Origin of the sequence: Gordonia sp. (in: high G+C Gram-positive bacteria), assembly GCF_012515855.1 — a bacterium.
GTDB lineage: Bacteria > Actinomycetota > Actinomycetes > Mycobacteriales > Mycobacteriaceae > Gordonia.
In genome coordinates, this window is the sequence record NZ_JAAYXO010000133.1 from 1 (window position 1) to 6,185 (window position 6,185).

The 6,185-nt window shown below is 68.4% G+C and carries 7 protein-coding genes and 2 pseudogenes; all 9 read left to right on the forward strand.

Going from position 1 to position 6,185, the window contains the following annotated elements:
• Positions 1–220, forward strand: a pseudogene (locus GX543_RS09925) (peptide chain release factor N(5)-glutamine methyltransferase); the annotation flags it as partial.
• On the forward strand, positions 217–879 hold the full coding sequence (locus tag GX543_RS09930; protein WP_290851692.1) for an L-threonylcarbamoyladenylate synthase: 663 nt from the start codon (positions 217–219) through the stop codon (positions 877–879). The pseudogene GX543_RS09925 and the gene GX543_RS09930, both read left to right, overlap by 4 nt.
• Before the next feature lie 30 nt (positions 880–909).
• Positions 910–2,073, forward strand: a complete 1,164-nt coding sequence (locus GX543_RS09935) for a glycosyltransferase family 4 protein (protein WP_290851699.1) — start codon at positions 910–912, stop codon at positions 2,071–2,073.
• 46 nt (positions 2,074–2,119) lie between these two features.
• The gene (locus GX543_RS09940) at positions 2,120–2,599 is read left to right on the forward strand and encodes a hypothetical protein (protein ID WP_290851693.1); all 480 of its coding nucleotides are present in this window, start codon (positions 2,120–2,122) and stop codon (positions 2,597–2,599) included.
• Between the two features lie 202 nt (positions 2,600–2,801).
• The gene (gene atpB, locus GX543_RS09945; RefSeq protein WP_234353922.1) at positions 2,802–3,632 is read left to right on the forward strand and encodes a F0F1 ATP synthase subunit A; all 831 of its coding nucleotides are present in this window, start codon (positions 2,802–2,804) and stop codon (positions 3,630–3,632) included.
• 100 nt (positions 3,633–3,732) lie between these two features.
• Positions 3,733–3,990: an ATP synthase F0 subunit C gene (locus tag GX543_RS09950; protein WP_105941899.1), complete on the forward strand. Its 258-nt coding sequence runs from the start codon at positions 3,733–3,735 to the stop codon at positions 3,988–3,990.
• A gap of 14 nt (positions 3,991–4,004) precedes the next feature.
• Positions 4,005–4,568, forward strand: coding sequence for a F0F1 ATP synthase subunit B (locus tag GX543_RS09955; protein WP_105941900.1), 564 nt, complete (start codon positions 4,005–4,007; stop codon positions 4,566–4,568).
• Positions 4,569–4,685: 117 nt separating this feature from the next.
• The gene (locus GX543_RS09960) at positions 4,686–5,501 is read left to right on the forward strand and encodes a F0F1 ATP synthase subunit delta (protein ID WP_290851697.1); all 816 of its coding nucleotides are present in this window, start codon (positions 4,686–4,688) and stop codon (positions 5,499–5,501) included.
• 59 nt (positions 5,502–5,560) lie between these two features.
• A pseudogene (locus GX543_RS09965) lies at positions 5,561–6,185 on the forward strand (F0F1 ATP synthase subunit alpha); the annotation flags it as partial.

Below are 6,185 nucleotides of genomic sequence, written 5' to 3' on the forward strand. Positions count from 1 at the left end.
CTTGATCGAGGCGATGGTGCCGCTCATCGCGGAGGCACTCGGTTCCGGCGGGGCAGTAGCCGTGGAGCACGACGACTCGACCGCCGCCCGCACCGTCGCCGTGTTCGCCGATGACGGCCGGTTCTCCGACGTGATCAGCCGCACCGACCTGGCCGGTCGGCCGCGTTTCGTGACCGCTCGCAGGCACGACGGCCCCGACGTGACAGGATGGAACTCGTGAGCGCCGTGTACGACTGCAGTGATCCCGCCGAGCGCGCCGCAGGCCTCCGGGCCGCGGTCGGCGCAGCCCGCGGAGGCCGGCTCGTCGTGATCCCCACCGACACGCTCTACGGACTCGGTTGCGATGCCTTCGATTCCGAGGCGGTGGCCTCGCTGCTCGCGGCGAAGCACCGCGGCCGCGACATGCCCGTCCCGGTGCTCGTCGGCTCGTGGCAGACCATCGACGGTTTGGTACAACGCGTGAGCCCGCAGGCGCGCGAGCTGGTGCAGTCGTTCTGGCCCGGTGGTTTGAGCGTCGTCGTCGAGCAGGCGCCGTCCCTGGCGTGGGACCTCGGTGACACCGACGGCACCGTGATGCTGCGGATGCCGCTGCACCCGGTCGCCATCGAGGTGCTGCGTGAGGTGGGTCCGATGGCGGTCTCCAGCGCGAACGTGTCCGGCGGCCAGCCGTCGTCGACCGTCGCGCAGGCACGCGAGCAGCTCGGGGACTCGGTCGCGGTGTACCTGGACGGCGGTCCCGCCGACCACGCGGTGGCCTCGACGATCGTCGACCTGACCGGCGAGTCGCCGGTGGTGCTGCGCGAGGGAGCGGTGAGCATCGACGCGATCGCCGAGGTGCTCGACGTCGAGCCCGCGGATCTGCGTCCCACCGCCGAGTAGCGTGGCAGCGTGATCGACACCGGAAGCGGACTGGGGCCGCTGGCCCTCGACGCCGTGAGCGGCGCCGGCGTGCCGCTGCGCGAGCTCGCTCTGGTCGGGCTCACCGCGACCGGGATCACCTATCTGCTCACGGCCCTGGTCCGGGTCTTCGCGATCCGCGCCGGAGCGGTCGCCGTTCCGCGTGACCGCGACGTTCACGTGATCCCGACCCCGCGTCTGGGCGGCGTGGGGATGTATGCGGGCATCGTCTGCGCCGTCGCGCTCGCCGCGCAGCTGCCCGCGCTCAACCGCGGCTTCGCCTACACCCACGATCTGACCGCGGTGGTCACCGCGGGTCTGGTGATCGTGCTGGTCGGCGTGATCGACGATCGGTGGGGCCTGGATGCGCTGACCAAGTTCGTCGGACAGATCACCGCCGCCGGCGTACTGGTGGTGATGGGCGTCAGCTGGTACCTGCTCTACGTGCCGTTCGCCGACATCGGCACCGTGGTGCTCGACCCGCTGCAGGCCGGGATCCTCACCGTGGTCATCACGGTGACCACCATCAACGCCATGAACTTCGTCGACGGCCTCGACGGGCTGGCCGCCGGACTCGGGCTGATCGCCGCGCTGGCGATCCTGATCTTCTCGCTGGGCCTGCTGCACGACCAGGGCGGTGACGTCAGCTACTACCCGGCGGCTCTCATCACCACCGCGCTCGCGGGAGCCTGCCTGGGCTTTCTGCCGCACAACTTCTCGCCCGCCCGCATCTTCATGGGCGACTCGGGCGCCATGCTGATCGGTCTGATGCTCGCCGCGGCGGCGACCAGCGCCTCCGGCCGGCCCGCCCGCAGCGCGTACGGCACCGCCGACCTGTTCACCCTGCTCTCGCCGTTGGTGCTGGTGGCGGCGGTGATGTTCGTGCCCCTGCTCGACATGGTGCTGGCGGTGATCCGGCGCACGCGGGCCGGCGTGGGTTTCGCGACCCCCGACAAGATGCACCTGCACCATCGCCTGCTGGAGATGGGTCATTCGCAGCGGCGCGTCGCGCTGCTCATCTACTTGTGGGTCGGCGTGCTGGCGCTGTCGGTGGCCGCGTGCACGCTGTTCAGGCCGGTGACGGTGGCGCCGTTCTTCGCGGCGGGGCTGCTGATCGCGCTGATCGCGACGTTCGCGCCCAGGATGAGCCGGCGTCTGGCCCGGCGTTCGGCGTGAACCCGGCATAGCGGCCGGGCCGCGCCGATGACGTAGCCTGGTGCGCGTGTCCACGAACGACGAGAACCCAGCCCTGACCCCCGACGAGCCGCTGCCGGACACGTCGTACGACTCGCTCGCGCCGCTCAAGAACGGTCTCCGCTACGGGCTGCTCGGGCTGCTCGCCCTCACCCTGATCGGCCTGCTCATCTGGTGGCCGTGGAAGGGCACGCCCGGTCTCTACGGGGTACTCATCGGCGCCGGTGTGGGCGGGGCGTTCATCCTGCTCACGGTGATCACGATCATGGCCACCGCCAATCTCAAGCCGTCGGCGACCATGGCGGCGGTGATGGGCGGCTGGTTCCTCAAGATGGTGGTGGTGCTGGTGGTGATGGCGGTGCTGGGGAACATGACCTTCTACTCCAAGGGCGCTCTGGTGAGCATGCTGATCGGCGCGATCGTCGCCGTCCTCGGATCGGAGGTGTGGGGCGTGCTGAGCACCAAACAGCCGTACATCGACGACGACACTCCCTCCACCAAGAAGTGACGCGTTCCATACTCGGGCGAAACGACCAGCTACTACGCTCGATAGTAGGTTGCTGAGGGGCCTGTCACCCGCCTTCACCTGGGGGCGGATTCGCAGGCAAGGGTAACCACTTGATAAAGTTCTGGGCGCACGAGCACTCTGACCGCAACGCCCGACGGCGCTGCCGACATCTCGTGCCCGCACAGATTGCCGATCGGACCGGGTGTCCACGACGACGCCCCGGTCCCGAACACGGGAGAGAACGCTGAGCGTCATCCTTGCCGCCGACGAGTTCCACGCGCCGAGTCTTGCCGACTTCTTCCCGGAGGCCGTGGCCTTCGCCGGAACGCCGTTCGCGCTCGACCGCCTGATGATCATGCGGCTGGCCATTGCGGTCCTGGTCGCCCTGCTGTTCTACGTAGGCATGCGCAGCCCCAAGCTGGTGCCCACCGGCTTGCAGAACGTCGTCGAGAGTGCCCTGGACTTCGTCCGGATCAACATCGCCGAAGAGATCCTCGGCAAAGAGAACGGCCGCAAGTTCTTCGCGATCATCGCGTCGATCTTCTTCGCGACGCTGTTCCTGAACCTGTCGTCGATCATCCCGTTCCTGAACATCTCCTCGAACGCGCGGATCGGCATGCCGATGGTGATGGCCGCGGTCGCCTACATCACCTACCTGTGGGTGGGCTTCGCCAAGTACGGCTTCTTCGGATTCATCAAGTCCTCGATCGTGCTGCCCGGCGTGCCGCTGGCCATCCAGCCGCTGCTGATCCCGATCGAGTTCATCTCGACCTTCATCCTGCGGCCGTTCACGCTGACGGTGCGACTCATGGCCAACATGCTGGCCGGTCACATCATGCTGGTGCTGTTCTTCGCCGCGACCCAGTTCTTCGTCTTCAGCGGGACCTGGCACATCGTGTTCGCGCCGTTCTCGCTGATCGCCGGTATCGGGTTCACGCTCTTCGAGCTGATGATCATCGTCCTGCAGGCGTACATCTTCGCGCTGCTGACGGCGGTCTACATCGACCTGTCGCTGCACGCCGACCAGCACTGACCGACTGACACCTACCGACACTCGGTCGAGCCCGACCGGGACCACAGACTGACTCACTCGCCCGACCGGGCGGGGAGCCACCAAGAAAGGGAATCGCAAGATGAGCTACATCGCCCAGACTCTCGCCGACGCGGCCGAAACCAAGACCACCTTCGAGGGCTCCGGCTTCGGCGCCATCGGCTACGGCCTGGCCGCCATCGGCCCGGGCATCGGCGTGGGCATCGTGGCCGGCAAGGCCATCGAGGGTATCGCCCGTCAGCCCGAGCTCGCCGGTCAGATCCGCACCACCATGTTCCTGGGTATCGCACTCTCCGAGGCACTGGCGCTGATCGGTATCGTCGTCGGCTTCATCTTCTGATCTGAGTCGTAGACATGATCAACACCACTGAGCTGATCTACCTCGCCGCCGAAGGTGAGACCGATCAAAACCCGCTGTTGCCGGCGTGGTACGACATCATCTGGTCGTTGGTCGCCTTCGCCGTCGTCCTGTTCGTCTTCTGGAAGTTCGTGACCCCGCGTTACCAGAAGGTGCTCGACGAGCGCCGGGAGACCATCGAGGGCGGCATCGAACGCGCCGAGGCCGCACAGGCCGAGGCCAACGCCTCGCTCGCGGCCTACCGTGAGCAGCTCGCCGGTGCTCGCGACGAGGCCGCCGAGATCCGTGACGAAGCGCGTGCCCAGGGCAAGCAGATCATCACGGACATGAAGGCCCAGGCCACGGCCGAGAGCGACCGCATCATCGCCAACGGCGCGGCACAGCTGCAGGCCCAGCGCCAGCAGGTGGTCGCCGAACTGCGCACCGACGTCGGGCGCCTGTCGGTCGACCTGGCCGAGAAGCTGGTCGCGGGCGAGCTGTCGGACGGCGTCAAGCAGGCGAGCACCGTCGACCGCTTCCTCGCGGAGCTCGACGACGTCGCCGGCGAAGCCGCGAAGTAAGAGCACCGATGAGCGACGGACAGGCGACAGGTCGGCGGAGGGTCCTCCGCCGCACCTGTACACCGATGCCGCGTCCCTCGCTCTGCCGTGTCACGCCACGAGAAGGAATGTAGGTAGATGTACGCAGCGTCAAGCCGTGAAGCCCTCGACGGGGCTCGCGTCGAGCTGGAAGCCGCTCTGCGCGGTGTCACGAGCGACGAGGCGGTCACCGTCGGCGAAGAACTGCTGTCGTTCGCCGAGACCGTCTCCGACCACCGTGCGCTGCGTACCGCCCTGGCCGACTCGGCCACCGCGCCGGACGCACGAGCGGCGGTCGCGCGCGGTCTGCTCGCCGGCAAGGTCGGCGAGATCACCCAGCAGACGGTGGCCTCGGCCGCCGCGCGCAGCTGGTCGCGCGACGCCGACCTGGCGACCGCTCTGCAGGAGCTCGGCCGCGAGGCCATGCTGCAGGCCGCCAAGTCGCAGGGCCGTCTCGACACCGTCGAGGACGAACTGTTCCGCCTCGCGCGCACCGTGAAGGGCAACTCCGAGCTCGAGCAGGCTCTCAGCGATCGTGCGCGGTCGCAGGCCGACCGCGCTCGGCTGCTCGACTCGCTGGTCGCCGGCAAGGTCGACGACGTCACCCGCCGACTGGCCGCTGAGGCCGTCGTCGCCGCGGACGAAGCCCCCGGCGACGTCCTCGACGACCTGTCCGCACTCGCCGCAGCGGCAAACGGCCGCAAGGTCGCGTACGTGTCGGCCGCCGGCGAGCTGTCGGCCGCACAGCGCACCCAGCTGTCGGAGAAGCTGTCCGCAGTCTTCGAGGCGCCGGTCACGCTGCACGTCGAGATCGATCCCGAGCTTCTCGGTGGGGTCGTCGTCCGCGTGGGCGACGAGCGCATCGACGGAAGCATCGCCGGCAAGCTGGCGGCACTGCGCCGCAGCCTGCGGTGACCACCCCCTAAGAACGATTCCCAGACCCTTTAGAAAGCCCAGGAAGAGCAGGCAGGAATATGGCCGAGTTGACCATCTCCTCCGATGACATTCGGAGCGCGATCGCAAATTACACCGACGAGGTGCGCGGGGAGGCCACTCGTGAAGAGATCGGCGTCGTCACCGACACCGGCGACGGCATCGCTCACGTGAGCGGACTGCCCGGCGCGATGGCGAACGAGCTGCTGGAGTTTCCCGGCGGCATCCGCGGCGTCGCACTGAACCTCGACCTCGACGCGGTCGGCGCCGTGATCCTGGGCGACTACGAGAACATCGAAGAGGGCCAGGAGGTCAAGCGGACCGGCAACGTGCTGTCGGTGCCGGTCGGCGACGCCTTCCTCGGCCGCGTGATCGATCCGCTCGGTGCGCCGATCGACGGCCTGGGCGCCATCGAGGCCGAGACCGAGCGCGTCCTGGAGCTGCAGGCCGCCACGGTGCTGGAGCGTCAGCCCGTCGAGGAGTCGCTCGCGACCGGCATCAAGGCGGTCGACGCCATGACCGCCATCGGCCGCGGCCAGCGCCAGCTGGTGATCGGCGACCGCAAGACCGGTAAGACCGCGGTCTGCATCGACGCGATCCTGAACCAGAAGGCGAACTGGGAGACCGGCGACCCGACGCAGCAGGTGCGCTGCATCTACGTCGCGA

Coding starts and splice junctions, on each gene's coding strand:
- GX543_RS09955 (WP_105941900.1), top strand. CDS start 4,005: ATGATCAACACCACTGAGCTGATCTACCTCGCCGCCGAAGGTGAGACC.
- GX543_RS09960 (WP_290851697.1), top strand. CDS start 4,686: ATGTACGCAGCGTCAAGCCGTGAAGCCCTCGACGGGGCTCGCGTCGAG.
- GX543_RS09950 (WP_105941899.1), top strand. CDS start 3,733: ATGAGCTACATCGCCCAGACTCTCGCCGACGCGGCCGAAACCAAGACC.